The organism is Chlorobium phaeovibrioides (genome assembly GCF_003968655.1).
GTDB classification, from domain to species: Bacteria; Bacteroidota; Chlorobiia; order Chlorobiales; family Chlorobiaceae; genus Chlorobium; species Chlorobium phaeovibrioides.
This window is the reverse complement of record NZ_RXYK01000006.1, coordinates 76,528-103,105: the sequence shown is the minus strand read 5'-3', so window position 1 is coordinate 103,105 and position 26,578 is coordinate 76,528. Positions and strand designations below refer to the sequence as shown.

Annotated in this window: 24 protein-coding genes; 6 read left to right on the top strand and 18 right to left on the bottom strand. The window is 56.9% G+C overall.

Translation table 11 applies throughout. The features are described from left to right. Positions 1–11 precede the first annotated feature (11 nt). Both EKD02_RS05660 and EKD02_RS05655 read left to right on the top strand, forming a co-directional pair. The gene (locus EKD02_RS05660) at positions 12–2,774 is read left to right on the top strand and encodes a PD-(D/E)XK nuclease family protein (protein WP_126384403.1); all 2,763 of its coding nucleotides are present in this window, start codon (positions 12–14) and stop codon (positions 2,772–2,774) included. Further along, positions 2,767–5,973, top strand: a complete 3,207-nt coding sequence (locus EKD02_RS05655; protein WP_185805700.1) for a UvrD-helicase domain-containing protein — start codon at positions 2,767–2,769, stop codon at positions 5,971–5,973. Before EKD02_RS05660 ends, EKD02_RS05655 begins: the two co-directional genes overlap by 8 nt. 323 nt (positions 5,974–6,296) lie before the next feature. Here the strand turns inward: EKD02_RS05655 and EKD02_RS05650 are convergent, their stop codons facing one another. Beyond that, the gene (locus EKD02_RS05650; RefSeq protein WP_126384397.1) at positions 6,297–6,878 is read right to left on the bottom strand and encodes a hypothetical protein; all 582 of its coding nucleotides are present in this window, start codon (positions 6,876–6,878) and stop codon (positions 6,297–6,299) included. 162 nt (positions 6,879–7,040) lie between these two features. Further along, entirely contained in the window at positions 7,041–9,155 is a 2,115-nt protein-coding gene (locus EKD02_RS05645; RefSeq protein WP_126341710.1) for a sigma-54-dependent Fis family transcriptional regulator, read from the bottom strand. A 155-nt stretch (positions 9,156–9,310) separates the two neighbouring features. Here EKD02_RS05645 and EKD02_RS05640 point away from each other — a divergent pair, with 155 nt between their 5' ends. From EKD02_RS05640 to EKD02_RS05625, 4 genes are read left to right on the top strand one after another with little or no spacing between them, the layout of a single operon-like run. After that, positions 9,311–10,675: a TolC family protein gene (locus EKD02_RS05640; RefSeq protein ID WP_126384394.1), complete on the top strand. Its 1,365-nt coding sequence runs from the start codon at positions 9,311–9,313 to the stop codon at positions 10,673–10,675. Then, a complete protein-coding gene (locus EKD02_RS05635) occupies positions 10,672–11,139 on the top strand; it encodes a universal stress protein (RefSeq protein WP_126341708.1) in 468 nt (155 codons plus the stop codon). The genes EKD02_RS05640 and EKD02_RS05635 overlap by 4 nt, the downstream gene beginning before the upstream one ends. Before the next feature lie 6 nt (positions 11,140–11,145). After that, the gene (locus tag EKD02_RS05630; protein ID WP_126384391.1) at positions 11,146–12,117 is read left to right on the top strand and encodes an HlyD family secretion protein; all 972 of its coding nucleotides are present in this window, start codon (positions 11,146–11,148) and stop codon (positions 12,115–12,117) included. A gap of 10 nt (positions 12,118–12,127) precedes the next feature. Continuing rightward, positions 12,128–13,726 (top strand): DHA2 family efflux MFS transporter permease subunit, encoded by a 1,599-nt coding sequence (locus tag EKD02_RS05625; protein WP_126384388.1) that lies wholly within the window; start codon positions 12,128–12,130, stop codon positions 13,724–13,726. A 26-nt stretch (positions 13,727–13,752) separates the two neighbouring features. Here the strand turns inward: EKD02_RS05625 and EKD02_RS05620 are convergent, their stop codons facing one another. The 16 genes from EKD02_RS05620 to EKD02_RS05545 form a co-directional block, all read right to left on the bottom strand. Continuing rightward, entirely contained in the window at positions 13,753–15,039 is a 1,287-nt protein-coding gene (locus tag EKD02_RS05620) for an MFS transporter (protein ID WP_126341705.1), read from the bottom strand. Continuing rightward, positions 15,026–15,727: a uridine kinase family protein gene (locus tag EKD02_RS05615; protein WP_126341732.1), complete on the bottom strand. Its 702-nt coding sequence runs from the start codon at positions 15,725–15,727 to the stop codon at positions 15,026–15,028. The genes EKD02_RS05620 and EKD02_RS05615 overlap by 14 nt, the downstream gene beginning before the upstream one ends. A gap of 70 nt (positions 15,728–15,797) precedes the next feature. After that, on the bottom strand, positions 15,798–16,043 hold the full coding sequence (locus EKD02_RS05610; protein ID WP_126384385.1) for a hypothetical protein: 246 nt from the start codon (positions 16,041–16,043) through the stop codon (positions 15,798–15,800). Positions 16,044–16,061: 18 nt separating this feature from the next. After that, a complete protein-coding gene (cobA, locus tag EKD02_RS05605; protein WP_126384382.1) occupies positions 16,062–17,438 on the bottom strand; it encodes a uroporphyrinogen-III C-methyltransferase in 1,377 nt (458 codons plus the stop codon). 11 nt (positions 17,439–17,449) lie between these two features. Next, positions 17,450–17,917: a precorrin-2 dehydrogenase/sirohydrochlorin ferrochelatase family protein gene (locus EKD02_RS05600; protein ID WP_126341704.1), complete on the bottom strand. Its 468-nt coding sequence runs from the start codon at positions 17,915–17,917 to the stop codon at positions 17,450–17,452. Beyond that, positions 17,914–19,059 (bottom strand): NrfD/PsrC family molybdoenzyme membrane anchor subunit, encoded by a 1,146-nt coding sequence (gene nrfD / locus EKD02_RS05595; RefSeq protein WP_126384379.1) that lies wholly within the window; start codon positions 19,057–19,059, stop codon positions 17,914–17,916. Before nrfD ends, EKD02_RS05600 begins: the two co-directional genes overlap by 4 nt. 9 nt (positions 19,060–19,068) lie before the next feature. Beyond that, a complete protein-coding gene (gene dsrO, locus EKD02_RS05590; RefSeq protein ID WP_126384376.1) occupies positions 19,069–19,827 on the bottom strand; it encodes a sulfate reduction electron transfer complex DsrMKJOP subunit DsrO in 759 nt (252 codons plus the stop codon). Next, on the bottom strand, positions 19,824–20,210 hold the full coding sequence (locus EKD02_RS05585; RefSeq protein ID WP_126341701.1) for a hypothetical protein: 387 nt from the start codon (positions 20,208–20,210) through the stop codon (positions 19,824–19,826). Before EKD02_RS05585 ends, dsrO begins: the two co-directional genes overlap by 4 nt. Next, the gene (gene dsrK, locus EKD02_RS05580; protein WP_160460198.1) at positions 20,203–21,852 is read right to left on the bottom strand and encodes a sulfate reduction electron transfer complex DsrMKJOP subunit DsrK; all 1,650 of its coding nucleotides are present in this window, start codon (positions 21,850–21,852) and stop codon (positions 20,203–20,205) included. Before dsrK ends, EKD02_RS05585 begins: the two co-directional genes overlap by 8 nt. Before the next feature lie 2 nt (positions 21,853–21,854). After that, a complete protein-coding gene (gene dsrM / locus EKD02_RS05575; protein WP_126341699.1) occupies positions 21,855–22,850 on the bottom strand; it encodes a sulfate reduction electron transfer complex DsrMKJOP subunit DsrM in 996 nt (331 codons plus the stop codon). After that, a complete protein-coding gene (locus tag EKD02_RS05570) occupies positions 22,847–23,293 on the bottom strand; it encodes an RsbRD N-terminal domain-containing protein (protein ID WP_011889307.1) in 447 nt (148 codons plus the stop codon). The genes dsrM and EKD02_RS05570 overlap by 4 nt, the downstream gene beginning before the upstream one ends. A gap of 20 nt (positions 23,294–23,313) precedes the next feature. Continuing rightward, positions 23,314–23,607, bottom strand: coding sequence for a sulfurtransferase complex subunit TusB (tusB, locus tag EKD02_RS05565; protein ID WP_126341698.1), 294 nt, complete (start codon positions 23,605–23,607; stop codon positions 23,314–23,316). Between the two features lie 40 nt (positions 23,608–23,647). After that, entirely contained in the window at positions 23,648–24,016 is a 369-nt protein-coding gene (gene tusC, locus EKD02_RS05560; protein ID WP_011889305.1) for a sulfurtransferase complex subunit TusC, read from the bottom strand. Between the two features lie 5 nt (positions 24,017–24,021). Beyond that, positions 24,022–24,381: a sulfurtransferase complex subunit TusD gene (gene tusD, locus EKD02_RS05555; RefSeq protein ID WP_011889304.1), complete on the bottom strand. Its 360-nt coding sequence runs from the start codon at positions 24,379–24,381 to the stop codon at positions 24,022–24,024. A gap of 49 nt (positions 24,382–24,430) precedes the next feature. Further along, positions 24,431–24,793 (bottom strand): hypothetical protein, encoded by a 363-nt coding sequence (locus EKD02_RS05550; RefSeq protein ID WP_126341697.1) that lies wholly within the window; start codon positions 24,791–24,793, stop codon positions 24,431–24,433. A 37-nt stretch (positions 24,794–24,830) separates the two neighbouring features. Beyond that, the gene (locus tag EKD02_RS05545) at positions 24,831–26,567 is read right to left on the bottom strand and encodes an NAD(P)-binding protein (protein ID WP_126384373.1); all 1,737 of its coding nucleotides are present in this window, start codon (positions 26,565–26,567) and stop codon (positions 24,831–24,833) included. Between the last annotated feature and the right edge of the window lie 11 nt (positions 26,568–26,578).

Here is a 26,578-nt window from a genome sequence, read left to right as displayed (position 1 = left end):
CATTTCTTGCAATGATCCACTTCCTTCTCACGCCCGACGCACCTTCGGCAATGAAGCTCCGCCGCTCGCTGGCTGAAAGTGGCGCCCTGTCCGGCGTCATCGCCGGAACCTGGCCGGAACTCATGGCGCAGGCCGAAGGCTGCGTCGTCCTCCCCCCTACCGTAACCGACTGGGAGGAAAAACTCAATATGGGGGTATGGAATGTACCCGGTGCGTTCTGGAGGCGCTCGCTTGAAGCCGTACTGGCTGAAGAAAAGAAATCCATCACCGCCCTCATCGGCAGCCACCTCGCCATGCTCCTTGAAGCTGCAGGTACTGCCGGAAGAATAGAAGGGGTTGACCGACTCAGCGCAAACCCGCGCCTCCAGAAGCGCGTGGAAGATCTGGCGGCACTTCATGAAGCGATGGGCCACGCCCTCCCGCCTGCGCTTCAGCCTATAGACCGGATTCTTAAAGCATCACCGGAACGAACCATCCGCCGGATGCGAGTCTACCATGATGAAGGGTGGCTCAGTACCGATCCCTGGCAGAATGCATTGATGGGGCACCTCAACGGGTCAGCCGGCGAAGTGGAGGACCCGCAGCTGAGGAAAGCGCTGGAAAAGAGCGTGGAGGGCAGCCGGGCCCCTTCCGGTTCGTCGCTCAGGGTGATGCAGGAAAAGCTCTTTACTCTCCCCTCCGAAGGCAAAGCACTCCTTGACGGCTCACTGCAGTGGTTGAGGGTCCGTGACGGGGTGCAGGAAATGGAGGTGGCGGCAGGCATGATGCAGGAGGCGGTGAAGCAGAATCCGGGTCTGCACTATGCCGATATGGCGCTCCTCCTGCCGTCCGACATGGCATACTCGCACGCCGCACGGGAGGTGTTTACTGCGGCAGGCATCCCTCTCTCGGGTCTGCGGGATGCATACGACACCCGTGACCTTGGTGGTGAGGCTGTACTGAACCTCCTCTACTGTCTTGAAGATGTCCCTCCTGCCATGGCCATGGCCGCCCTGCTCTCCTCCCCGCTCATGCCGTGGAGTACCGTAGAAGGGAACCGGCTCGCACAGGACGCCATAGATATGAGGAATACCCTGAAACTCTGTGAAGCGCAGGGTGAAAAAGCACACCGGATGCTGGAACTCGTAACAGGCGGCCCTGCCGATGCCGACCATCTTAAAGCGCGCATGAAGGAATTTGCGGGCATGCTGGATGAAGCTGAAGAACTGAAATCTCATCGTGAACGGGCCGGGCAGCTGCGTAAAGCCATTGCGGCAGAGCTTACAGCCAGTGCCGGCCCGGTGAAATGGCAGGAGCTGAGAGACATTGTCCAGATCACCCCGCAGGCTGCACCGGCGCTGCCGGAACCGACGAGGGAGGGAGTCGCGGTCTTTTATGAAGGGCAGGAACCGTGGAGAACAGTCCGGCAGCTTTACGCTGCGGGCTGCTCGGCCGGGCACTTCCCTGAAGCTGCTTCGGCCTCGATCATCTTCACCGATGAAGAGCTTGAAGAGCTGAAAGCGGCTACAGGGATGGATATGGAACGCGCCGCTGTTCGCGGCGAACGGAACCGCAAAAGGTTCCGCCGACAGCTCACTTCCGCCACGGAGGCAGCAGTGTTTCTGGTGCCCGGTCGGGATGCGCAGGGGAAGTCACTGGCACCCTCATCAAGCATCACATTCGCTGAAGCGCTCTTTGAGACAGGCAACGGTCGGGGACTTGTGCTCACCCTTGAAAGCAGCCTTGAATACAACATGGCTGGCGGCCTGCCGGAGAAACCCGGTAAAGAAGGTGTCCCTCCCCGCGAACTGGTACCCGAAGATCTCGACTTCAAGAAGAACCTCCTTGAAATAGGAATGCAGAAGGACGGCACCCTGAAACCAGAGTCGCCGAGCAGGCTCGACACCCTCCTTGTCTCCCCGCTTGCATGGCTGTTCGAGCGGCTTGACATAAAGGCCCGGGAATGGGCACCGGAAAAGCTGGACCCGCTGAAGATGGGAACGGTCGCCCACGCCGTCTTCGAGCACCTGTTCACGCCGGAAGGGATTGCCGGCGCTGAGGGGATAAGAAACCTCCTGCCGGAGCTCTATGACAACGCTGTCAAGAAAACCTGCCCGTTCCTCTTGAGGCGGGAGTGGACGGTTGAACGCGAAAACCTCATGCAGGGCATCCTGAAAGCCGCCCTCGAATGGAGCGAAATACTTGAAGCCATGCAGGCCCGGGTGGTGGAAACCGAAATCAGCCTTGAAGGCACTCTCAGCGGGGTACCGATCCACGGCAACGCCGACCTGCTCCTTAAACTTGACGACAACCGGATGCTGGTGGTGGACTACAAGAAAAGCAGCAGCGGAAGCCGCGAAAAACGGATGAATGCCGGCTGGGACCTCCAGGCCGAACTCTACCGGACCATGATAGAGACCGGAGGGCCCGAGAAAGAGAAAAAGGTCAGCGGGGAAGCTGCGGAAGTACTGGCCCGGTTCAAGAGCGCCGGAGAAATCGGCACACTCTACTACCTCATGAACGACCAGACCGCCCTTGCAGGCACAAAAGGGTGGTTCAACTCAGTCAGCGGGCTCAATGAACTCGGGACAGCAACCTCGAATGCCGCATGGGGCAAAATCCAGGAGCAGCTTGAAGCACTCAAGAAGGGGCTGGTAACGATGAACACCACGGAAGATGAGAAGACATTTAAGAATATTGGAATAACGCCATACGCGATCGAGAACAATCCTCTTGTCAGACTCTTCATGCACAATGAAACAACCCCGACTGAAAAGGAGACCGTCAATGAGTGAGCTGCCGATGCTGACCATCCACCCGGCCGGTGCGGGATCAGGGAAGACCTACAAAATACAGAAAACACTCGGAGAGTGGGTTAAAGAGGGAAAGGTTGCCCCCGAAAAGATTGTTGCGGTGACCTACACCGAAACCGCTGCAGCGGAACTGGTTGGCCGCATACGCGAAGAACTTGTGCAGGAGGGGATGCTCGATGAAGCCTTCAGGCTGGAGAGCGCCTACATATCCACAATCCACGGGTTCGGCAGGCGCATCCTGCAGGAGTTTGCGTTTGATGCGGGCATCTCCCCCACCCTCCGCAAGATCAGCAAGGATGAGGAAACCATGCTTGCCGGAAAGGTGCTTGCCGGATCTCCCTCTGCGGTGGGACTGATGGAAACACTGGAAGAGGACGGGTACGGGTTCAATTTCGGAACGAAAGCAACGGCCGAGGACGGGTTCCGTAAAAGGCTCCTCAACATCACTGATCAGCTCCGTTCACTCAGCGGTGCCACATCCCCTGAATGGCTGGAAGAGCGCACAGGGAAAAAAATTGCGGATGTATATGGGGGAATTGAAGATGCCGAAACCCTTAAAGCCGCCCTGCTGAGGGCTGTTGAAAACACCCTGGAAGCATTTCCCCTCGACATCTCCAACACATACGACTTAAAGGCTGGGCCGAAAAAGAAGGTCTGGAACAACTATCGGCTCTTGAAAAGAGCCTCACGGAGCACCACCCTCGACACCGACTGGAAACTGTGGCATAAGCTGTCCCAACTGCACTTCTACAAAAAAGACGAACCCCTCCCGAAGGACTACAACGACCACATCGTCAAGGTAATCGCAACAGCTGAACGGCTGGTGTATCACCCCGGGCCTCTTGCAGATGCACAGGAGCATGCCGCCAGGCTCTTGAGGGCTGCCGGCGAAACCCTGGCCGGCTACGAAAAAGAAAAGGGGAAACGGGGCCTGCTTGATTTCATGGACATGCTCTCCATATCCTACAGACTCTTCAAGGAACATCCTGAAGTCCTTGCGCTGTTCCGCCGGCGGATGGAGTGCCTGGTCGTGGACGAGTTTCAGGATACCAGCCCCCTGCAGTTCTCGCTTGTCTGGTCGCTGAGGAAAACGGAACCCACAGTACCGGCCATCGTCGTGGGCGATGTGAAGCAGGCAATCATGGGGTTCCAGAATGCCGATGAGCGTCTCTTGGCAGAAATGAGCAATAAGTATCCAACCAGCCCCCTTGAGGGCAACTGGCGCTCTTCACCGGAATTGATGAGGTGGATCAACCAGGTCGGCGGCGCCATGTTCCATGAAGGATACACCGCTCTTGAAGCGAAAGCCGAATTCAGAAGCACCATGAAGCCGCTTGAAATCATAGCCGCAGCGGAACCGCTGAAGGAGGCTGCCTGGGCGTCCTATACCGTCAACAGGATTCAGGAACTGATTGCCACAAAGCAGCAGGTCTGGGACAAGAAACTCAATGTGCACAGGGATATACGCGGTGGAGACATCGCCATCATCTGCTACAAGAACAAGCGCCTCACATTCTATGCGGAAGCACTCCGTAAAGCAGGCATCAGGTGCCGGCTTGAGGAAGAGGGATGGCTGGACTCCCGGATCGTACAGCTTGCATGGCACTGCCTTGCCTATGTGGCCGACCCCGGCGACCGGCATGCCGCGCTGTACCTTGCATCCACGGAACTCGGCACAGGCTCCCTGCAGTCGGCACTCACCGGACTGATGGAGCGCGGAGCGGTGGGAGACCGCATCCTGGAGAAACTTGAGGGCGTTGCTGAAAGACCGAAAGACAGGACCGTGGATGCGATCCTCGACGACATCGTCACAACTCTTGACCTGTATGGCACTATTGCCGGATGGCCAGACGGTGCGGAAGCACGGGCCGACCTGCTGAAACTGCAGGATGAGTGCATTCAGTTCATGACCTCAAGCCGTGAAGCCCTCTCCAGCGGCGGGTACTACGGCTCCGGCATAAAGACATTCCTTGCATGGCTGAAGGCGAAGATGGAAGCGACGGACAGCGCCGGAAGGGAAAACAACACCCGTCCTTCCCCTTCAATCATTGATGAGGAGGCGGTGCAGCTCATGACCTGGCACAAGTCGAAAGGCGGCGAATGGCCGGTTGTTGCAGTCTGCGGCATGGACGACGGCGAGTTCCCCCGCCTGCCCAACACAAAGGTTGATTATGATGACTTCAGCGACCTTGATACAATCATGGATCATGCCTGGGTCAGGATACACCCGAAATTCCACTCAAAAGAAAAAAGCGACACCTTCGTGGAGGATCTCAAGCCGGAATCACACGAAAACTCCAAACGCCTGCTCTATGTGGCACTGACCAGAGCACGCGAAAAAGTCATCCTTGAATGGCCGGAGTACCTGCCAAAAACCAAGGGAAAGTGGCAAGGAACCTACTGGGCAGAATTCTGCCGGGCAGCAAAGGCAGAGGTTACACCTACAGGCATGAGTATAGAGGGAATGGAGTTCAGCTGCCCCGTCTCGACCATCACCCTGAAGACAGGCATTGAGATTGAAGCTGCGAGCACGGAATCTTCCCTTCCCGTGTTCGGCCGGCGGGCTATCAGGCGCAGCACAATGCCGGAAACGCTCACGCCAGAAGCGGTACGGCCATCTTCACTGCATAACGACTCCGGTGCAGCCGGAACACCCCGTGAGGATATCCAGTACGGCAACGGGTTCTCCATCGATATTCCGGGTGTTGACGACCCGATGGAAAAAGGAAAAATCCTGCACCGTGCGTTCGAACTCCTCTCAGGCCATCCGGAACGGGAGGAGCTTCTTGCCGGGGCTTTTGAGGGGCTGCTTGCCCCCGGGCAGCTCAAGCCGGTCTACGAGGCCGTCAGGGCGTTTGATTCGTGGCTCGGCTCCCGGTTCACCGCCATAACGAGGCACGCGGAACTGCCGCTTCTCGCTCTCGACGCATCAGGATCCGTGGTGGCAGGGTTCACCGATCTTGTGGTGGAGACAGAAGACGCGCTCTGGATTGTGGACCATAAGTCCGATCAGGTAAAAACCGACGAACTTCTTGAAGAACGATTCAACATCTATCTGCCGCAGCTCCGCTGTTACGCCGACGCACTGGCTGCAGCAAGGCCCGACAAACCGGTAAAAGGGCTTATGCTGAACTGGGTGAGCTTCGGGAGGGTGAGCGTGGTGCAATACAGCACTAAATAACCGTGTCCGTAAGATATCGATAAAGATTATCCTCAACAGGTTTATCCAACTTAAGGTGTCGTCTATAAACGGATGATTACGAATAATGCCATAGGCGTTGGCGGCCAATTCATTAACGGACGGCGCACCGCCATGTAGAAAGCTCACCCTGAGCGTTCCTGTATTCCGTCATAGCCTTTTTGGAGAATAACGCCGGTGGAATTACCAATCTTTGTGACTGTTGCGCGCATAAAAAGCTCCGTTATGTTATAACACAACGGAGCCTTTGTCAAGAATATTTTTCTTGTCTTGTCCATCGCTCTATGTCAGCAAAGAGAGGGCAGCTATATGCCGCTGAGTACCCGTCCCTTTACTTCACAGGCTTCGCGGACTTCTTCTTCGGTAAAGAGTTCGTCGTTGTCCTGGCAGATGAAGTCGCCGTTGACCACTTCGGGGCATCCGGCCAGCGAGGTGAGGCGGTTGCCGGAGCAGTTGAAGTTTTCTACTTCGGCGGGGGCTCCTACCAGCGAGGTGAGCTCGTTGTTGGCGCAGGAGTAGTTGCCGGTGACAAACGCGGGGCCACCGTCAAGAGAGTTGAGCATGTTGTCGGAACAGTCGAAGCTGGCTGCAACTTCCATGGGGCCGCCCTGCAGGGTGGTGAGCTGGTTGCCGGAGCAGTTGAAGTCGCCGACTATGGGAGGGGATCCAATGAGGGTGCTGAGGAGGTTCCCGGAACAGTTGATGTTGATGTATGCTCCTACAGGTCCGCCTTCAAGCGACTCGAGCATATTGTCGGAGCAGTTGAAGTCCCAGCGGACTTCCTGTGGGGCTCCTTCAAGGGAGGTCAGCCCTTTGCCGGAGCAGTCTATGTTGCCGTCCCCTGCTGTGGGACCCATTGCCTGGGCGAATGTGAGTTGTTCAGTCATGGTTCGTGCTATTTGAATGGGGGAGGTTGGCTGAGCTGCAAGGGTAAGTTACGGGATTGAGGGGACATCCTGAAAAACCAGTATTGCTTTTCCATGGCAGAGGTGGGTGGATTGCTGGTTGCGAAGAAAATCGTTCAATGAGTGTACAGCGTTCCCCCTTGTTCATGTGTGGTAGCGTTTGCGGAGGCCAAGCTTTTCTATGCGGGTGTAGAGGGTTTTGGGATGGATGGAGAGGAGTTCTGCGGCTCCGCCTTTGCCGCTGACGCGGCCTTTTGCCTGGTCGAGGGCGTCGAGAATGAGGGTGCGTTCCATTTCACGGACCTCTTCTTCGAAGATGGCCATGCTCTGTATCCCCTTTGCGGGGTTGGGGCTGAGAGCTGCCAGGTGGCGGCTGCGGGGGGTGAGGATGGTTGAGAAGTCGAGCACGGGGCCGTCAGTGAGGATGACTGCCTGTTCTATGGCGTGGGCAAGTTCGCGGATGTTGCCTTTCCATTGGCGTTCTTTGAGTTCCTGCATGTCGCGCTCACGAATGGGGCGGTTGGGACGGCCGAATTCGCGGGCGAACTTCTGGGCGAAATGGAGGGCGAGCATGGAAATGTCGCCGGTTCTGGCCCTGAGCGGAGGGAGGAAGATGGGGAATGCGTTAAGGCGGAAGAAGAGGTCGGCGCGGAATCGTCCGGCTGCCACCTCTTTCTGCAGGTCGCGGTTGCTTGCGGCTATGACGCGGACATTGACGGGAATGAGCTTGCCGCCTCCGAGGCGTTCGATTTCGCGTTCCTGGAGAACCCGGAGCATTTTTGACTGGAGCTCAAGGGGAAGCTCTCCGATTTCATCAAGGAAAATGGTGCCACCGTCGGCGAGTTCAAATTTACCGATACGCCGGCCAGTGGCGCCTGTGAAGCTGCCTTTTTCGTGACCGAAAAGTTCCGATTCAATCAGGGTGGCGGGGAGTGCGGCGCAGTTGACCCGAACGAGAACCCGTTCATTGCGGGGGGAGAGGGTGTGGATGGCACGGGCGAACAGCTCTTTGCCGGTACCGGTTTCGCCTTGAATCAGAACGGTGGCGTCGGTTGGGGCCACCTGGCTGACCCGCCTCAGAACGGCTGCAAGGGGGGCGCTGGTGCCAATGATTTCTTCAAAGTTATGAACGGCGCGGATTTCTTCCTTGAGGTAGGTGCGTTCCCCCTCCAGCCTCTGGCGGAGAGTGTCAATTTCTTCAAAGGCGAGCAGGTTCTGCAGAGCAAGGGAGAGCTGGGGAATGATGAGGTTGAGGGTAGCGAGTTCCGCCTCTTCAAAGGGTCTCCGGCTGCTGGAGATAATAAGGCCCGCATGGCTTCCGGGTGCGTCCCAGAGCTGTGCGCTGATGATGGTACAGATTCCGTAGCGCTCCTGTACTTCGGCAACAAGCCGCGACTCACGGGCAAGCTGAAGGAATCTGTCGCCGGAGTATACACCCGGATGAGCAATAAGCTCGCGGCTTTCACGCATGGCATCTTCATCTCCTGTGTGGCTCAGGCGCTCCTCCGTACTGACCGAAATGAACCGCCCCTCCTCATCATGCATGAAGTTGTCTGCCAGGCGGGGAGTACCGTCATCACCAAACACCCTTATGCCGAGATAGACGACCGGCAGAAGCTTGCTGATCTGCTCGCAGACGGCAAGAAGCATCTGGCCGCGGTCGCGGATGGTCATCAGGGCGTTGTTGACGGCAAGCTGCATGGCAGTTTCTGCCTCCCTTTGACGGAGTTCATCATAGGCAAGGGCGTTGCTCACAGCCATAGAGATGGGGGAGGTGACGGAAGCAAGCAGGTCGCGTTCTGCCTCACTCCATGCCTTTTCCTCACGCGATACAAAGTTGAGGAACCCGATGACCTCACCACCCGAAAGGAGGGGAGAGAGCACAATCTGGCGCATCCCGGCGTCGTAGAAGATTTTCAGAATCGGATAGGAATCGTTGCCATGGCGGCGCAGCTCGTCGCCGATGCTGACGGTTGCCACGGCTGGCTTTGCGAGAAATGGCTCAAACCATGAGCCGGCAAGTAGCCGTTTCTCGTTTGCGAACCCCTGAGCTATGGGGAAGAGGAACATCTCGAAAAAAACGCTGACATACCGGCGGTCTTTATCAATGGTGACGATGACGGCTGAATCAAACTTGAACATCAGCCTGAGCTTGTCGGTAAGGGTGTGGAAAAGCTCTTGCGGGTCGCGCACGCTTCCGACTGCATCGCTGATGTACTGGGTCAGCCGGCGGGATTCAATGAGGGAGGGATCAGTCATGGGCGGAAGCAAGATCTATTTATTCCGGATTTTCAGGAACACCGTTTACAGAATATTCCGAATATTCCAGACTTTTCATAACAATAAGAATATCAGAAAAAGTATCAACTGCTTTCTAATGAATATGTTATATTAATACTTTGGATGTGGCAGGTATGGCACGGGAATTGCACCGTATCTACTGCACCCTTAACAACGCAGAGGCCATGAAGCTACGATTCACTACGGCACTGATACTGATTGCGGCATTCGCCCTTCCAACGGCGTCTCATGCCGCCACCTTCACCCTCAATAATGCATTGCAGCGGGTTCGGGAGAACAGTCCCCGCCTGCGCCAGGCACGCGAAAACCTCAATGCCGCAGAAGCACGGACTGAAGGGAGCAGAAGCGGCTGGTACCCTCACCTTTCAGCAATTGCCGATTACAGCTATCGCGACCCGATTTCCGAGTACCAGGGGATGAAGTTCATGCCCGCCAACAGCTACAACGCCCGAGTTGGCGCGGAGATGACGCTGCTTGATTTCGGCCGTACAGCCAAGGGCGTCTCCATAGCGCGCTCGAGTGAAAAAGCAGCCGGCCTTTCCCTCTCCCTCACTGAACGGGACCTCGCCTATACAACCATTCAGGTGTTCCATACCATGCTCTTCCTCCGCGAAGCTGTGCTTGTGCAGGAGAAAGAGATTGCCGCGCTTGAGAAAAACCTTGAGTATACGCGGACGCGGTACCGCGAAGGGGTGGCAACACGCTTTGATTTGCTCTCCACAGAGGTTCGGCTGGCCTCGGCTTTGACAAAAAAAACAGATCTGGAGAGCGAGCTGGCCAATCAGTCCATAGCCCTCAGCCGGCTTTGCGGCTTACCTGAAGATGAGCCCGTCGGGGTTGAAGGATCGTTTGCTTCCGTTGAACAGGGAGAGGAGGAATCGTCGTTTGTTGTCTCCGCTCTCGAAAAACGCCTTGAACTGAGGCTTGCCGGGGAACATGAGCGCACGGCCATCAGAAAGACTGAGCTTGCAGAAAGGGCCTGTCTTCCCGTTATCACCGGGAACCTCTCCTGGGGAACCGCCAACGGCTTTCTGCCCGACCTTGAGGAGATGCGCCCGAATACAGCGGCAGGCGTGAGAATGGAGCTCCCGCTTTTTACCGGGTTCGCCATCCGTTCTGAAAAACGCGCAGCACTTGCCATGCAGCGGGCAGCCGGGGCCGAACGGCTCGATACCGACCAGCAGATCCGCCAGGAGGTTCGCCAGTCACTGAACTCCCTGAGGGCCAGCCGCCAGAACATTGCCACCACAACCCTGCAGGTGAAGCAGGCTGAACTTGCCGCAGAGCACGCCCGCACCCGGTACCGCAACGGACTTGCCACTGCGCTTGACCTGCTTGATACAGAGGCCTCGCTTGCCGAGGCGGAACTCTCCAACCTGCAGGCCCGCTACACTTTAGTTATGAACACCTATGCCCTTAAACGGGCGGCGGGAGAACCGCTTGAACCCATTCAGCAACCCGACCAGAAAACACCATGAAACCTCAGGAAAAACGAATACTTGCTCCGGTTGATTTTTCAGCCGACTCGCTCCATACAATACGATACCTTGCCGAGCACCATTCCACAGGAACACGGCTGACCGTGCTTCATGTGGTTCCCGATGAGATGCGGGGTGACGAAGATACGATGCTCAGAGAGCATCTTCTTATGTTCTCGCAATACTCAGGAATCCTTGCGGATTCAGGGTGTGATGTGCGTTTTGCAGTTGCCTATGGCAATCCCGCAAAGATGATTCTGGAGAATGCCCGCAACGGGGGCGCCGGAATGATTGTTCTGGGGTCGCACGGAAGCAGCCGCCTGCTCCGGCTTCTTGTAGGAAGCACAACCGAATCAGTCATGCGCCACTCTCCCTGCCCTGTTCTGGTACTGAAAACGCCGGAACTTGAGACAGAAGAGGACGACTGCCCGGACGAGGAGACGCGCGCAACAATCAACGCATAAGCACCTATGGAAGAAGTACCTGCCGGCAAAGGTTCCGGCTCAAAGCCCCCCGTCAATCCCATGCGGTACCTGGTTCTTGGAATCCTGCTTGCAATAGGGCTTGTGTTTGGGGGAATGAAGCTCTACCACTCTTTTCTCTATGAAGAGACCGACAACGCCCAGATTGAGGGGGACATCTATCCTGTAATTTCCCGCGTGCCGGGCAAGGTTATTGAGGTCATGGCGGAGGACAACGGGAAGGTTGCCCGGGGAGACGCCCTCATCAGGCTCGACTCGCTTGATTTTGTGGTGCGGCGCGACGCTGCCGTGGCTGCACTTGAAAGCGCAAAAGCCTCTGCCGAGGCCGCACGGGCGGCAATAACGGCAGCAAAGGCCAATGAGCGAAAACTCCAGGCCGATCTTCGCCGAAGCCGGAACCTGCAGGAGCAGGATGTTATTTCAAAAGCGGAGCTGGACGCGGTCACTGCGGGAGCAACCGGCTCTTCAGCAGAGCATGCTGGAGCTTCAGGGCAATACCGGGCAGCGCTTGCTTTGGTGAAGGTGCGCGAGGCGGAGCTTCAGAACGCACGCCTGCAGCTTTCCTATACAACCATCACCGCTCCGGCAGATGGCCATGTTGCCAGAAAGAATGTGCAGCCCGGGCAGTTCGTGCAGCCGGGTCAATGGCTCATCGGGCTTGTAGGCAGCAGTGAGCTCTGGGTGGTGGCCAATTTCAAGGAGACGCAGCTCACCAACATACGCCCCGGCCAGAAGGTCGACATCAAGGTTGATGCCTTCCCCGGCAAATCGTTCGAGGGACGCGTGGAGTCAATCTCATCGGGCACCGGCTCAAAGTTCTCCCTTCTCCCCCCCGACAATGCAAGCGGCAACTTCGTGAAGGTTGCCCAGCGGGTACCGGTAAAAATTGTGTTTACGGAAACACCCGAACAGCCTCTTGCCGCAGGAATGAGTGTGGTAGCGGATGTCAGGGTGAAGTGAGGACTCAGCCATGAGCGGAGCAGCTGCAGCCGGGGCATACGAAGGCGGACACACTTACGAAACCGGGTTCCGGAAAACAATCATCACCATTACGGTGATTGTGGCCGCAATGCTGGAGCTGATTGATACCACAATTGTCAATGTGGCAATCAGCCACATCAGCGGCAACCTCGGCGCCAGCATTGAGGATGTTTCGTGGGTTATCATCAGCTACGCAATAGCCAATGTCATTGTCATCCCTCTCTCCGGGTTTCTCGGAAACCTGCTCGGGCGGCGCACCTACTTCATTGGCTCCATCCTTCTCTTTACTTTGGCATCGCTGCTCTGCGGCATAGCCGACAACATCTGGACGCTGGTCTTTTTCCGCTTTATTCAGGGCATAGGGGGCGGGGCGCTTCTGCCCACATCCCAGGCCATTCTCTATGAGACCTTCCGGCCTGAGGAGCGGGGAGCGGCCACAGGCATATTCTCAATGGGCCTTGTGCTCGGCCCCACCATCGGACCGCTTCTCGGAGGATATCTGGTTGATTACCTGAGCTGGGAGTGGTGCTTTTTCGTGAACATTCCTGTGGGGCTTCTGGCCTCGTGGGCTGCCTTCACCTTTATCCGTGAACCGAAGGTATCGCACAAGGTTAAAAAAATCGACTGGGCAGGAATAGGGCTGCTGGCGGTGGGCATCGGGTCTCTGCAGTTCATTCTTGAGCGGGGGGAATCAAAAGACTGGTTCGCAACACCCTACATCACCTGGTTCACCATTATCGCAATTGTCTGCCTTGCTGCTTTTGTGTGGTGGGAGCTGCACACCGAGCACCCGGCGGTGGACCTCAGCGTGCTGGGGCGAAGCAAGAACCTGGCCATTGCTGCTGTGCTCACCTTCATTGTGGGTTACGGCCTTTACGGAACGCTGTTTGTGTTTCCGGTGTTCGTGCAGCAACTTCTGGGCTTCACGGCCGTTCTGACCGGCCTTGTGCTCTTTCCCAGCGCCATGCTGACGGGGGCCATCTCCATGCCGCTGGGCATAGCCCTGCAGAAGGGGGCATCGCCGAAACTGCTGATGGCATTCGGGATGGCGGCCTTCATGCTCTTCAGCTGGGAGCTTGGGCAGCAGACCATGCAGTCGGGGGCTACACAATTTTTCTGGGTGCTGCTGCTTCGGGGGCTTGCTCTCGGGTTCATTTTCATTCCTGTCACCATGCTGGCCGTCACAGGTCTGCACGGGCGCGACATCGGCCAGGCCACGGGGTTGAACAACATGGTGCGCCAGCTCGGAGGCTCGTTCGGCATTGCCATCACCAACACCTACATCGCCAAACGGGTGGCCGCCCACAGGGTGGATCTCATCAGCAGCCTCTCCCCCTTCGACCACGAAGCAGTCCTCCGTCTTGACGCCATCGGCCAAACCATGCAGACAAGTGGAGCACTCTCGCCCGTTGATGCCGGCTATGCAGCAACGCGCGCGCTTGAGGGCACGGTGATGGCCCAGAGCCACCACCTTGCCTACATGGACGCCTTCATGCTGATTGCCGTCCTGTTCCTCTGCTGCCTGCCGCTCCTGTTCTTCATCAGAGAGGAGAAGGGTTCAGGAAAGGGAGCAGGCGGGGGTCATTGACGGCAGGCAGGGCCGGGGAGCGTTTTTCAACCGGATTCTGCCTTGCGGTAGCGGTCGTAGTCGGCGCGGACGCGGGGGCTGTAGAAGATTATGGCGATTGCTGCTATGAGGGTAACGAGGCAGCCGATGCGGATTGCCGGCCCGGTGCCGAACTGCTCTGAGAGCCAGCCGACTTCAAGGTTGCCGATTGGCATAAACCCCATGAAAACCATCATATAGAGGCTCATCACCCTGCCGCGGTACCGGTCGTCAACGGTTCCCTGCAGGGTGGCGCTCATTGTAGCTACTGCTGCCACAAGGCCGAGGCCACAGAGGAAGAGAAAGAAGTAGGCGAGGGGGAGCCAGGAGGTCCAGGTGAAGGCGGCGAGGGAGAGGGAGAAGAGAATGGTGCCGCCGGAGATGAACACCATGCGGTCGATGGTGCGGGAGTACATGGAAACAAAAATGGTGCCCAGTACGGAGCCGAGCCCGGAAACGCCGTAGAGGTAGCCGAGGCCGGTGGCGTCCATCTGGAACGAGCGTTTGGCGATAACCGGCAGCATGGTAACATAGGACCATGCAAAAATGGAAATGATGGCAATAAAGATGACGATGGTGCGGATGATGGGGTGGTTGAGCGAGTAGCGGAGACCCTCGCGGATAGCCTCAATCGGATGAACCCGCTCGCCCTCAGGGGCCAGCATGCCGGCGGAGCGGATGAGGAGCAGGGAAACGATGACGGCCAGAAAGCTGAACCCGTTTGCAATGAAGGCAGCTCCTGTTCCGGCTGCCGCAATGATGAAGCCGGCAATGGCGGGACCTATGACGCGCGAGCCGTTATAGATGGCGGAGTTCATGGCTATGGCAGAGGAGAGATGTTCCCGCTCGACCATCTCGCTGAGAAAGGCTTGAAGGGCGGGCACATTGAGTGCGTTGACGCAGCCGAGAAGGAAGGAGAGGATGAGAATGACGGGCATTGTCACCGTACCTGTGAGAACGAAAATGCCGAGTATGAAGGCCAGCATCATTGCCGCTGTCTGGGTCCAGAGCAGAATGGTACGGCGCGGGTAGCGGTCAACAATAACACCGCCGAAGAGTGAGAGAAAGAGTGTGGGAAGGGTGGAGGCGGCGGCAACAAGACCAACATCGAAAGCCGAATCGGTAAGTTCAAGCACAAGCCAGCCCTGGGCAACCATCTGCATCCAGGTGCCAACCATGGAGACCACCTGGCCGGGGAAATACCGGCGGAAGTTGAGGCTCCCGAAAGCGGGAAAAGCTTCAAGAAGTTTTTTGGAAATGCGGCTTCCCGGGTGCGGGGCGCTACTGTCCTGCATAATCGCCCTCAACTGCGGCGTCACCGGGATCCAGAGACTCAGTCACGCTGTAGTCGTGCCCTACAATCAGGTGTGCCCTGTAGCGGAAGGCGCTGATGTCGTCATGCTCTTTTTCCAGCACCCGCAGGCGGTAGGTGTCATTAGCCTCTTTGCCGCGAAGCGTCTGGTTCTTTTTTGTTTCGCGCCAGGTAAGGTCGATGTAGACGCAGAGGTCTGCATCGCGAATGCCAAGAGCGTAGAGTCCGTCAACAACCAGCACATCGGCTTTGCTGAAGTCGGTGATGAGGCGGTCGATTTCGCCGCTCACAATATCAACGCACGGCATGAGCGACTGGCGGTCGCTGCGGAAATCGGCAATATTGCTTTTGAGCAGGTCCCAGTCGTACTCGCCCACACCCACATTCTCGAAGTTGTCGGCAAGACGCCATGCAAGACGCTCCGAGGGAGGAATCCGGTAATAGTTGTCTGTATGGAGAATCTTGGGGCGGACACCCTCTTTTTTGAGCCGTACGGCAAGGGAGTGGGAGAGTTCGCTCTTTCCGCTGCCCGACTCGCCCGATATGGCCACAATGTACTTGTGCCCGGAATGCTCTTTCTGAAGGGTCTGGAGCTCGATTATGACCCGTTCTGCTATGACGGCCGCTGCCGCTATGTGCTTTTCACTGATAAGTAAAACATCACCCAGCATAGAGAAACTTGTTTTCAGCCCCGAAATACTCCGCCGGTTCTGGAGCGGCGGGCAATGACGGAGGGCGGGTTCAACAGACTGTGAGAATATACGCCTTTTCCATACAATACACAGTCCCCCCCCCGACACTCTCCCTTCCGCCTGCCCGGCAGTCGGCACGGGGAAGTTCACAGCAGCTGCAATGATCCTCCATCAGCTCCCCGCTCCTGTGCCGTTCCTCCCTGCCACATCGTTCTTCTCCGGTCTGCGGGCTCTCATGGGTGCTGCTTTGGCGGCTGCATCGTGAAAACATGACCGATCGTTGTTCGGGTGCCATACCTCTTTGTTCTCTCGTTCAGGTTCTTTTGCCGAAGAGCCGGCAATACTCTGTTTCCGTGTCGCTGTCGGCAGTAGTAACGGTGATGCCGGCGGGAATCGTTCGGTAGAGCGAACTGAAATTTTTAACGCAGGTGGAGGAAGAGAAGAAAATCTCATCAATGAACTCCAGGTCAATACTCTCCTCCTGTTCCTGCTGACCGTGCAGATAAACGCTCAGCGGTGTAACGGTGTTGCCCAGAGCTGAAAGCTCGTTCATCAGGTAACCGTCAACAAGGTTGGAACCGGGAAGGAGCACCTTTTTTCCGGTGATGGCGCGCTCTTTGAGCCGGATGGCAATATCGGAAGGGCTGTCGGGCTCAAGGGCAAGATCGGCTATAATGCCATACTTCTGGAGTTCGGTTGCTGCCGGCCGTCCAAGCGTGCAGATGGTACAGTTTGCCAGATGACGCACATCGCGGTTGAACTCCATCAGGTAGGTGAAAAAATACTTGACGGCAAACCTGTTCGGGAAAAAGAGCACCGGATAGTCGGCAACATTGGAAATGCTCTCCTCGAGCCTGTCGCGGTCGGCCTCATCCACCCGGCGGCAGGGAAAGTTCACAACAAGCCATTCCCTGCTGCTGTAGCGCCTGGGGTCGGCGTCTCCCGTCAGCACTTTCTTCTTCCTGCTGAACCAGTTGTTTTCAATGAACTGGTTGATGTTCTCGCCGATAATGAGGAGGGCGGGAGAGTAGGCCGCGCGCTCTTTTCTGCGGAGCTCCCCCAGAGTTCCCGTCCAGACTCTCTGGTTATAACGGGTGGCATTCTGGACAATGGCAACCTTGGTCTCTTCAGGACGCCCTTTTTTCACAACGGCATCAAGTACCTCGTGCACAGAAGAGGCCACCATGTAGTAAACCAGGGTATCGGCATCGGGCACCTGTATCTTGTTGACGGGATGGCCGGTGCAGAAAGCAACGGACGAGGAGACCTTGCGCATGGTGAGGGGTATTTCACTGTATGCGCTTGCCCCGTGGGCTGCAGTGATGCCGGGAATGATTTCGTAGTCTATCCCATACTTTCTGAGCACATCAATCTCCTCTCCGCCACGGCCGAACACGAAGGGGTCTCCCCCTTTGAGCCTCACAACCGTTTTCCCCTCCAGGGCATGGCGGGCAATCTCCTCGTTGATTGCGTCCTGTTCGAAGTGGTGGCTGTCTTTGCGTTTGCCGGTATAGATTTTCAGGCCACCGAACTGGTCGATGATTGCGCTTGTCACCAGATCGTCATAGAGAATGACATCGGCATCCTGCAGCGCCCGCACAGCCTTCAAGGTGAGGAGTTCAGGGTCGCCGGGGCCGGCTCCGGCTATAAAGACATATCCTTTTTTTGCTGTATCGCTCTTTTTTTTCATGGTGTACTGCTTTAAGCGTTGGTCTTCGTCGGCACTCTTTTTGAGAGAAAGAGCTCTTTTATGGCATTTCTCCACTCAACTGAGCGCCGGGCGTTGCGCCCGTCGGAGGAGACGCTGACGGTCATTCCCTCATGGCGGAACAGGGCGGGAGAGATGAAGTCGGAATCGTTGCGGTTATCGGCTATGTTGCAGAGAATTCCCTTCTTTTGCGCATCATCCAGCACGCGGCGGTTCAGGCCCTCATCGGGAGTGCATGCATAGACAAGAAAAAATCCGTCAAGGTCGGAGGGTTCATAGGTTTTGTTGAGCACCTGCACCCCTGTGCATACAACTTCGTCACTGCATGCGGAGTCAAGCACGGTAACGGCAGTACTGAACTGAAGAACCGCCTGCAGTTTGTGCATGGCAAGCACGCCTCCACCCACAAAGAGAATTTTTTTACCGTCAATACGGATGTTGAGAGGAAGAAAGGTGCTCATAGACCCTCCCGTTCCAGCTGTGCCGAAGCGGTGATTTTGAGCAGAACGGTCATGAGGAGCACTGCACCTGCCCATATCCCGGCAGTCAGAAGAAGTTCCGGCACTGCCGGTGCGTAGCCGGCTGCAGCCGAAGCATCTTTCAGCTGTCCTGCAAGAATAAGCGTCAGACCACTCTGGAGCCAGACGGAGAGCGCCAGAAGAGATCCCAAAGAAGCGGCGGCAATGAATGAACGGCGAAGGGAGGGCACGAGTAACAGCCCGGTTGAGAGGGTGCCGGAAAAAAGCGCAAACCATGAAACCACTGCGAAAGGGGAGTTGCCGTAGAGAAGGGCAAGCGCGGCAGTGTCGGCCGTCATGTTGCCAAGCATGGCCGTTGCGGCGTCCAGCCCCGTAAGGGCAAGGAAGACGAGCCCTGCCCACGCGCCAACAGCGGCAAGCCGTTCCAGCGTTTCCTCTCCGGCCTTGAATCCTGCCAGCTGTTCAGCCGTCACCGCCATCAGCAGCATAATGCCTGCTCCCGCCGCAACCCCCGAGGCCATCAGGCGGGGGGCGAGAAGCGCAGAGGTCCAGAGCTCACTGCCGGGCACAACAGCCAGCGTGAAGGCGGAAATAACCGGAAGGGCAATTCCTGCCGGAATGGCAACCATGACGGCAGAACGAATCCACACCGGGGGCTTCACTCCCTTACGCATTGCCCCAACCTGCGCCCAGCCGACTGTAAGGGTGAGGGCAAGGAAAAGAAGCAGGAGTGGCACCTGCCAGGAGGCGGGAGCGCCGGGCGAAGGGTTCAGGAGCAGCGTCAGAATACGGCGCTGCATGCCGAGGTCGGCAGCAATGAAGAACAGGCTCATGGCCGAAGCCGTAGCGCCGAGAAATGCCGCCAGCGGGGCAAGGGAGGCAAGGAACGAATGTTTCTGAAGCGTCCCGGGCACCAGTATGGCAAGCGAGGCTGCGGCAATGGAGGCAAGAAAGGGCAGCTGTGCATGGTAGAGCCCCCAGATGGCATTGTTGCCCATCCCGGTATGGACGAACCCGTCCGCGCTCTGCAGGGCGGAGGCGTACACGCCCCCTGCCGCCACCACGAGAAGTGCGAGGCTCCATATCCTGTAGTTGCGGCGTCCTTTAAGTGCTTGTTCAATCATGGCGGATCCTTAAATGATATAGAAAACTGAGGGCCTTGTACCGAGTTCCGGCTTCCTCTGCAGCGTTTCGCTGCTTTCAAGGAGCCTGCGGATTTCGGATGAGGGGTCGTTAAGGTTACCGAACGAGATGGCTCCTTCGGGACAGGCCTCTACGCATGAGGGCTTTTTGCCACGCACGAGACGGTCGGAGCAGAAATTGCATTTTTCCACCACGCCGCGCTGACGGGTTGGATACTCAACGGTCGGGTTTTTGAGGGCGGCACGAGGGTCGCTCCAGTTGAAGCTGACCTCCCCGTAAGGGCAACTCTGCATGCAGGAGCGGCAGCCCACGCACCGGTGATAGTCTATGGCCACAATGCCGTCAGTGCGTCGGAAAATGGAGCCGGTCGGGCATGCACGGGCACATGAAGGCTCGGCGCAGTGGTTACAGAGCGCTGGAACAGCCGCTGTGGAGGCGCAGAGGGAACCAAGCAGCTCCCTTCCATTCTCTTTATGCATCCACTCTATCTTTCCTTCAAGGCTGGCAATGTCAGGCACATTATGGGTATGATGGCACGACTCAATGCAGAGGGTGCAGCCCTCAGGGCAGCGCCGTGTGTCGAACAGCATTCCCCAGCGCAGGCCCTCCTCACCCGGCACAGCCGCCCATGCAGCGGAGGTGGTGCGCTCAAACCCTCCTCCAGTCAGTAGGCCGGAAGCTGCCCCCATTCCAGCAAGCAGGCCCATGCCCGCCTTGCGGATAAACTCTCGTCTGTCGTTTTTCATCATGGTGTTTCCAGTGGCGATATATGGCAGTTCCAGCAGTTGGGCTGCGCATTTGCGTAGGCGTGGCAGCTGAAACAGAAGTAACGGTTGGAGCCGTGGCAGGCAAGGCAGGTGGATAGGTTCTTCTGAAGCTTCCTTCCGTCCGCCGTTTCATGCACCGCATCGGGACCTTCATGAGCTGCGGTGTTTTTCCAATCCTCCAGCACCTGCATGTGGTGCGTGTGCATATACTCTTTTGGATAGACGCAGGAGCTGCTGTCCACCGCAGCGGCTTGAGCGGCTTGAGATGCGGGTGCCTCGCCTTCGGTTCCGGCATGGAACGAAAAGAGCAGTGCCATGAGAAGAGCGGCAAGCAGCCCGATGAAAAGAATATGTCTCTTACGCATCGTCATCCTCCCCCTCTTCGGCCACGGCCATCGGGTTCTCCCTCAGGTCTTCGGTTCTGGGTGTTTCTCCCTCCATCACAAGAGCGTTACCAACCAGCTCGTGAAGCCCGTAAACAGCAACACCCGGGTTCCAGTAGCGCATGAGAGGAGGCAGGGTTGCCCGATCAATGGCGCAGATGGTTACCAGTGCGTTGACCTGGTGCTGTTTTTTGACTGTTCTCACTGCGTTGGCTCTTGGAAAACCGCCTCTCATGCGCATTTCCATAAACTCTTCAGCGTTGATGCCGCTTCCTGAGCCGCAGCAGAAGGTTTTTTCCCGGATGGTGTTCTCCGGCATTTCATTGAAGGAGCTGCAGACCGAATTGAGAACGAAACGCGGCTCTTCAAGCATTCCCATCCCGCGCGACACATTGCACGAGTCGTGAAAGGTTGTACGGAGATGGTTGTTGCGGCTCGGGTCGAGCTTCAGCTTTCCGTGCTTGATGAGGTCGGCCGTGAACTCGGCGATATGCACCATTTTGGTTGATGCCGCATTGGTGAACTTTGTGCCGGTAATGGGCGAGACCGGCTCCTCAAGAAAGTCGGCAGGGCCGTTCATGGTGGCCATGTACTGGTGCACCACCCTCCACATGTGGCCGCACTCGCCGCCAAGAATCCATTTTACCTTCAGCCGCTCGGCTTCGTGGTACATTTTGGCGTTCAGCTTCTTCATCATCTCGTTCGTGGTGAAGAGGCCGAAGTTCCCCCCCTCGGAGGCGTAGGTGCTGATGGTGTAGTCGAGCCCTATGTGATGGAACAGCAGCAGGTAGCCCATCATGGTGTAGACTCCAGGGTCGCCGAACACATCGCCTGAGGGTGTGATGAAGAGTATCTCCGCCCCCTTGCGGTTGAAGGTGGGGTTCACCGTTATTCCGGTGAGCTCCTCAATGTCGTCAACCAGCGACATGATGTTCTGCACAAAGGTGTGTGGCTCAATTCCAAGGTGGTTTCCGGTACGGTTGCAGTTGGCTACCGGAGCAAGAATCCAGTTGTTGTTGACGCCAATCAGGTTCAGCAGTTCGCGGGCCACCATGGTAATTTCGGCCGTGTCGATGCCGAGCGGGCAGAACACGCTGCAGCGCCGGCACTCGGTGCACTGATAGAAGTAGGAGTGCCACTCTTTAATGACTTCCGCGGTGAGCTTGCGCGATCCGGAAAATCCTTTGAGGATTTTCTCCACCATGGGAAAGTCGTTCCGGTAAACGGAGCGAAGCAGCTCAGCACGGATGACCGGCATGTTCTTGGGGTCGCCGGTACCGAGAAAGAAGTGGCACTTGTCGGCGCAGGCGCCGCAGCGAACGCAGGCGTCAAGATAGAGCTTCAGCGAACGGAACTTCTTGAGCCTCTCCTTGAGGCCGTCGTGTATGATTTTCTGCCACCCGTCGGGGAGCTGCCAGTCCTCATCGGTGGCGGCCCATTTGCGGGGGTTGGGGAACCCGATCTCTTTGAGGGTTTCGGGTTTGCCGGGAAAACACCAGTTCCCGTCATGGAAATCAACCGGCATCTCCCACCACTCCCTGTCGGCCCGGGCTCCTTTCAAGGGGGTCGGCTTCTCCAGGAACTCTCGTGCGAGCTGGGCTTTTCTTGGTGCGTATTTTGACATGATCAGTCCTTTTCAACCGGAAGGCCGGCTTTTTTCATCTTTTCACGAAACTCGTCCTCGTACTCGGCATAGGTGCGGAACTTCCCGGGCTTGTTCCAGGGATTCCGGTGCAGTTTCTCGCGGCTGTTGTTGGCCAGATTGCGCGTGGGGCTGAGAAATATCGCCCCCGCGTGCATCAGCTTGCTGAAGGGGAAATAGATGGCCAGCATCGAAACAAGAAAAAGGTGGACGAAGAAGAGTGCACCGATTTCACCCGGCGCTTCAAAACTGAAGGAAACAAGACCCATCATGAGTGCCTTGATGGAGAGAATGTCAACCTTTTCGAGGTAGCGCATACCCATGCCGGCCAGAACAATTCCACCTATCAGAAAGAGCGGGAAAAAGTCGGTCTGAAGGGAAATGATGCGCAGCTTCGCATCCCTGATTCTTCGTGCAACAAGAAAGGTAAGGGCAGCGAGCACAATGGCGTCGGTCATGAAAAATGCAGGGAGCGTCAGCTCCAGAAAGCTGTCGGCATGCTCAAGAGCGGCAATGAAGGCCGGAGGCTCAAGAAAGAAAAAGCGTGCATGGCGAAGCCCTATGATGAGAAGCGACCAGTGAAACGCAAGCCCCCCCATCCAGAGCCATTTGCTTGAGGCGTACACCAACTCGGGACCGGTATGGAGTTCGGCTTTGGTGTTGCGGAACAGCGAGCGGAAAAAGAGGACCTCCGAGAGCACCCGGACGGCAGCGCCAAAACGGGTGGAGGGGCTTTCAAGGTGGTTCTGCTTCACCCAGTCGAGCGACTTCTCCTGCCCGCAGGTAGTAACAATCGGGAAGGGAACGGGACGGCGAAGCCAGTCAAACAGACGCCACAGGAAGCCCGCCACGAAAATGAACGCAGCGGCGTAGGGAATGATGACGCCGAACAGATACGACATGTTGGCATAGGTGACTGCCACATAGGGAATAAGGGCAAGCAGGGCCACCATGATGAGAGGTATAAAAACTTTTTTCATGACACTGTGCTCCTCAAAAGCATGTGAAGCTGGCTGCGGGTCTCTTCCACTTTCAGCTGATAGATTTTTTCACGGTTCTCCAGGAACCGGTCGAACGCCTCAAAGGTTATCGCATCGATGCGGGCTTTGAGGGCCCGGGTGTCGGCCGATGCAGGAGCCTTCTCCATAATCAGCTCCCCCAGGAGAGGGAAAAGCGAAAGAGCAACAGAGGGGCGCAGCGGCTGGACGGCAAAAATGCGGGCAATGCTGTTGATTCCTTCCCCGCAGCTCTCCCCGTTCCCGTCAAAATTGTCGAGCACCATACTCATGCCCTCCAGGAGCGCCTCGCCGGTCGGGGTGCCGGAAGCCATTTTCTCAGGAAAAAGAGCGAGAGCGCTCTGGAGCCATTGCTCAAGAATCGCGCTTTTGCGCTCACCAGGTATCTGCTGCCAATTGCTTTTCATGATTCCTCTCTCTTTACACTTTACAGCCAGCTGTTGACCTGATGAGCCTCTACAAGATCGACGAATCCGTCGTAACCGATTCCCTCAACTCCGGGAGCAACGCTGCTGATGCCTCGGGCGTCAAGGTCGGGCTGCAGGGCGAAGACAGGACTTGTTTTCTGCAGTGCGGCAATGGCGTCGGTGAACCGGTTGCCGTTCTGCACGGCGTAAACACCGTTCTCAATGAAGAGAACCGGATCGCCCGGCTGAACAAAACGGATGCACTCTTCCATTGCGGGGCTTTCAAACGGGGATGTATTGATGGTATGCAGCATGATGCTCTCTCAATGTTACTGGGTTTAGGGTAAACTGGCTTCAGTGGTGAATGACGACATCCTGCTCACTCATCCGGCGTCCGATTTCGGCCGAATCGAGCAGTTCCACATCCACAAGAAGATCATCTTCAGTGAGGCCACGCTCTGCAAGCGACACACGGTCCACATAGAGTTTCTCCACATCATAGCCGTCAAGGGCCATAAAGGTTTTGGCGAACCCTTTCATGGAAATGCCTTCGGTGTTCTGGTTCTTTTTCAGGGCATAGACCCCGTCGCCTATGAATGCGATGGAAAGATCCTGCTCGTAGGCCGCCATGATGAGAATCATCTCCAGACCCTCATAGGTGTAAATTGAACCGTGAGGCGCACGGCGCATCACATGCATGATTTTTTTAACATTGTCTTCCATGGTGCTCAGTCTCCAAAGGTTAAGAGGCGGTCGTTTCTGATTGCGATGTCGGTAAGGGTGCCGAGTCCGGTGATTGAGCCCCCTTCAATCATTATGTCGTCGGTTATGCCGCGCCGTTTCGAGGCGGCAATGCAGGCGAGAATCTCCACGCCGTGCTCTTTTGCCATGTTGCTCCAGCGTGCCGCAATGTTGCGGTCGTCCTGGGGCGGATCGGTCAGATTGGTCGCGTTGATGACACCGTCGTTGTAAAGAAACACGGCGTCAACCGTGTGGCCCTTTTTGATGGCAGCCTCGGCAAACTTGTATGCCGTATCGGCCGCCTGATGGTTGTAGGGCCCTTCCTTGAGCAGAATTCCTATGTTCACCTTTTCACTGTTTAGAATGGTTGCTGAAAACGATGAGGCAGTGCGCCCCTCATGCGGCCTTGTTCAGGACGGCATCATAAAGCTTCGTCCAGGTATTCGTGCTGGATGCGAAGGGGGCCTCCTGATATCGGCAGAAATAGAGCGCTCCTGCTGCCAATTCAAGGTCCCCCTGCTTCAGCGCACGAAGCGCCTTGCGTCCCGAAGCAGCGGCATCGGCGCCGGTAAGCTGTACCTGCTTCCAGTAGTTGACTGCCTCCCGGCGGAACACCGCTGTTCGTGGCAGCGCTTCGGCCTCTTTGAGAGAGGGAACGGAAACATTGCGGCTGCCGAAAGCAACCGGCCATCCCGTTTCAGCCCAGCGCTCCGAGGCGTCTATGGCCTGCTGAACAAGCCCGATGAGTTCTTCGTACATGGTTAATCGACTCCCTGATTTTTTGTTGTCACTGGTTCTAGAGGCCTTCGCCCATGCCCATCTGTATGTACCCCGAGGGGCAGACCAGCGAGCAGAGGTGGCAACCAACACATTTTTCATAATCGGTTTCCACAACCTCTCCCTGAGGGTTCTCGCGGTAGCGGATGACGGCCTCCTGCGGACAGAACGAAACGCACTGTTTGCAGTCGAAACAGAGCCCGCAGCTCATGCAGCGCTCAGCTTCGGCCTTGACCTCTTCAGGAGTGAGCGCCTGCAGCAGCTCCTCATGGTTGCCTACTACATTCTCGATCTCCCGGTTGATGCGCTTTGCCCGGGGTGCGGGAAGGAAGTACAGCAGGTCCTGCCGCTGCGCCTTGGCAATGTCCTGACGCACCGGCTCGGGAAGAGCCTCACCCCGGAGGAAAGCGTCAATTGACTCCGCTGCCTTGCGGCCATGGCCCACAGCCGTGGTGATAAGATCTACCTTGATGGCGTCACCGCCACCGAACACATTCTCACGGCCCGGAAGGCGGAAGTAGCGGTCTACCTTCATCCAGCCGGTGCCGTTCGAGACCGCTTCAAAACCGCTCAAGTCGGCACTCTGCCCGATTGCGGCAACCACCATGTCGCCCTCTATCTCAAAGGTTTCACCGGTGGAACGGTAGCGGAGGAAGGGGATGGGAGAGTTCCAGCCATCTTCGCCTTTCTCTTTTTTCTCCATTTTCGAACAGCAGAGAGCGCGGACACCCTCACCACTTTTCAGAACCTCAACCGTTCCGCTCTGGTAATGCACTGTTGCGCCTTCACGGACAGCGTCGTCGAACTCGTTCTCAAAACATGCCATCTCTTCACGCGGCACGGCGGAGACCAGAACGGCCCGGGAGCCAAGACGAAGAGCGAGACGGGCTACATCCATGGCCACATTGCCGTCACCGATGACAATAACTTTTTTGCCGACCGGGATGTCGTCGCCGAGAACCTCGTAGTTGCGCAGAAAGTCAATGGCGTTGGTCACTCCCTGTGTTCCCTCGAATCCGGGAACAGGCATGGAGCGGCCAACCTGTGCGCCGATGCCAACAAAAACAGCGTCGAACTCTTTTTCAAGCTGCTCGAGCGTAACATCCACGCCAACCCTCACTCCCATGCGGGTTTCAATGCCGAGATCTGTAATGCGTTTGATTTCGGCTTCAAGAACAGCGCGATCGACCCGGTAACCCATAATGCCGTAGAGGACCATGCCCCCAAGCTTCTGGTTCCCATCAATTATGGTAACCGCGTGTCCCTTGCGGCGCAGCTGGTAGGCTGCCGACAGCCCTGCCGGACCGCCGCCGATGACCGCAACGCGCTTTCCTGTGTCGGGGCCTGCTGCGGGAAGCCTCAGCCCCTCTTTGATTCCGTAATCACCAAGTGCCTGCTCAAGTGCGTTGATGGCAACGCTCCCGTCATGGTACTGGCGGTTGCAGCCGTTCTGGCATGGGTGGGGGCAGATTCTGCCCATGACCGCCGGAAACGGGTTTCGGTCGACAATGGTTTCCCAGGCTGCTTTCCAGGGATCGTCCGTTTTGTCGACCCCGTTGAGGAAGCGCTGGTAGCCACGGATGTCTTCGCCTGCCGGGCATTCTGACGAGCAGGGCGGTGTCTGGCGAACATACACCGGGCACTTGTGGCTGTGATCTCCAAATGCAACAATCTTGCCGTCCCCCGTCTCTTCACTGTAAGCGGGGAACTGGTAGTTTGTTGCGAAATCGAGAATTGGATTGGATTCTCCCATCATTGATATCTCCT

Coding starts and splice junctions, on each gene's coding strand:
- EKD02_RS05660 (WP_126384403.1), top strand. CDS start 12: ATGATCCACTTCCTTCTCACGCCCGACGCACCTTCGGCAATGAAGCTC.
- EKD02_RS05655 (WP_185805700.1), top strand. CDS start 2,767: ATGAGTGAGCTGCCGATGCTGACCATCCACCCGGCCGGTGCGGGATCA.
- EKD02_RS05650 (WP_126384397.1), bottom strand. CDS start 6,878: ATGACTGAACAACTCACATTCGCCCAGGCAATGGGTCCCACAGCAGGG.
- EKD02_RS05645 (WP_126341710.1), bottom strand. CDS start 9,155: ATGACTGATCCCTCCCTCATTGAATCCCGCCGGCTGACCCAGTACATC.
- EKD02_RS05640 (WP_126384394.1), top strand. CDS start 9,311: ATGGCACGGGAATTGCACCGTATCTACTGCACCCTTAACAACGCAGAG.
- EKD02_RS05635 (WP_126341708.1), top strand. CDS start 10,672: ATGAAACCTCAGGAAAAACGAATACTTGCTCCGGTTGATTTTTCAGCC.
- EKD02_RS05630 (WP_126384391.1), top strand. CDS start 11,146: ATGGAAGAAGTACCTGCCGGCAAAGGTTCCGGCTCAAAGCCCCCCGTC.
- EKD02_RS05625 (WP_126384388.1), top strand. CDS start 12,128: ATGAGCGGAGCAGCTGCAGCCGGGGCATACGAAGGCGGACACACTTAC.
- EKD02_RS05620 (WP_126341705.1), bottom strand. CDS start 15,039: ATGCAGGACAGTAGCGCCCCGCACCCGGGAAGCCGCATTTCCAAAAAA.
- EKD02_RS05615 (WP_126341732.1), bottom strand. CDS start 15,727: ATGCTGGGTGATGTTTTACTTATCAGTGAAAAGCACATAGCGGCAGCG.
- EKD02_RS05610 (WP_126384385.1), bottom strand. CDS start 16,043: ATGGCACCCGAACAACGATCGGTCATGTTTTCACGATGCAGCCGCCAA.
- cobA (WP_126384382.1), bottom strand. CDS start 17,438: ATGAAAAAAAAGAGCGATACAGCAAAAAAAGGATATGTCTTTATAGCC.
- EKD02_RS05600 (WP_126341704.1), bottom strand. CDS start 17,917: ATGAGCACCTTTCTTCCTCTCAACATCCGTATTGACGGTAAAAAAATT.
- nrfD (WP_126384379.1), bottom strand. CDS start 19,059: ATGATTGAACAAGCACTTAAAGGACGCCGCAACTACAGGATATGGAGC.
- dsrO (WP_126384376.1), bottom strand. CDS start 19,827: ATGATGAAAAACGACAGACGAGAGTTTATCCGCAAGGCGGGCATGGGC.
- EKD02_RS05585 (WP_126341701.1), bottom strand. CDS start 20,210: ATGCGTAAGAGACATATTCTTTTCATCGGGCTGCTTGCCGCTCTTCTC.
- dsrK (WP_160460198.1), bottom strand. CDS start 21,852: ATGTCAAAATACGCACCAAGAAAAGCCCAGCTCGCACGAGAGTTCCTG.
- dsrM (WP_126341699.1), bottom strand. CDS start 22,850: ATGAAAAAAGTTTTTATACCTCTCATCATGGTGGCCCTGCTTGCCCTT.
- EKD02_RS05570 (WP_011889307.1), bottom strand. CDS start 23,293: ATGAAAAGCAATTGGCAGCAGATACCTGGTGAGCGCAAAAGCGCGATT.
- tusB (WP_126341698.1), bottom strand. CDS start 23,607: ATGCTGCATACCATCAATACATCCCCGTTTGAAAGCCCCGCAATGGAA.
- tusC (WP_011889305.1), bottom strand. CDS start 24,016: ATGGAAGACAATGTTAAAAAAATCATGCATGTGATGCGCCGTGCGCCT.
- EKD02_RS05550 (WP_126341697.1), bottom strand. CDS start 24,793: ATGTACGAAGAACTCATCGGGCTTGTTCAGCAGGCCATAGACGCCTCG.
- EKD02_RS05545 (WP_126384373.1), bottom strand. CDS start 26,567: ATGATGGGAGAATCCAATCCAATTCTCGATTTCGCAACAAACTACCAG.